Source organism: Streptomyces sp. AC627_RSS907, from assembly GCF_019049165.1.
Map to the genome: position 1 here is coordinate 1 of NZ_JAGMUE010000879.1, position 538 is coordinate 538.

The following is a 538-nucleotide window of genomic DNA, read 5'->3' on the forward strand; positions in this document are numbered from 1 at the left end:
GGATGCGGCCGCGCTGGATGTGGGTGTGTCGTTGGCGTCGCGTGCGGTGCTGGAGCGGCGTGCGGTGGTGCTCGGTGATGTGGTGGTGCGGGGTGTTGCTGCTGAGGGCCGGCTGGGGGTGGTGTTCACCGGGCAGGGGTCGCAGCGGGTGGGTATGGGCCGGGAGTTGTATGAGGTGTTTCCGGTGTTCGCGGCGGCTTATGACGAGGTGTGTGGGGCGCTGGGTCTTTCGCTGGGTGGTCTGGGTGCGGCGCGGTTGGAGGAGACGGGTTGGGCGCAGCCTGCGATCTTTGCGCTTGAGGTGGCGTTGTTGGCTCTGGTGCGTTCGTGGGGGCTGGAGCCGGATGTGGTGGCGGGGCATTCGGTGGGGGAGGTCACGGCCGCGTATGCGGCGGGTGTGCTGAGTCTGGCTGATGCTGCTGCTTTGGTGGCTGCTCGGGGTCGGTTGATGCAGGGGCTTCCGTCCGGTGGTGTGATGTGGGCGGTGGGGGCGTCGGAGGCGGAGGTGCGGGAGGCGTTTCCGGGGCTTGATATCGCG

The 538-nt window shown here is 68.6% G+C and carries 1 protein-coding gene; it reads left to right on the forward strand.

Going from position 1 to position 538, the window contains the following annotated elements:
* On the forward strand, window positions 1–538 hold a 538-nt coding region (locus tag KUM32_RS39180; protein WP_217146528.1), incomplete at both ends, for an acyltransferase domain-containing protein.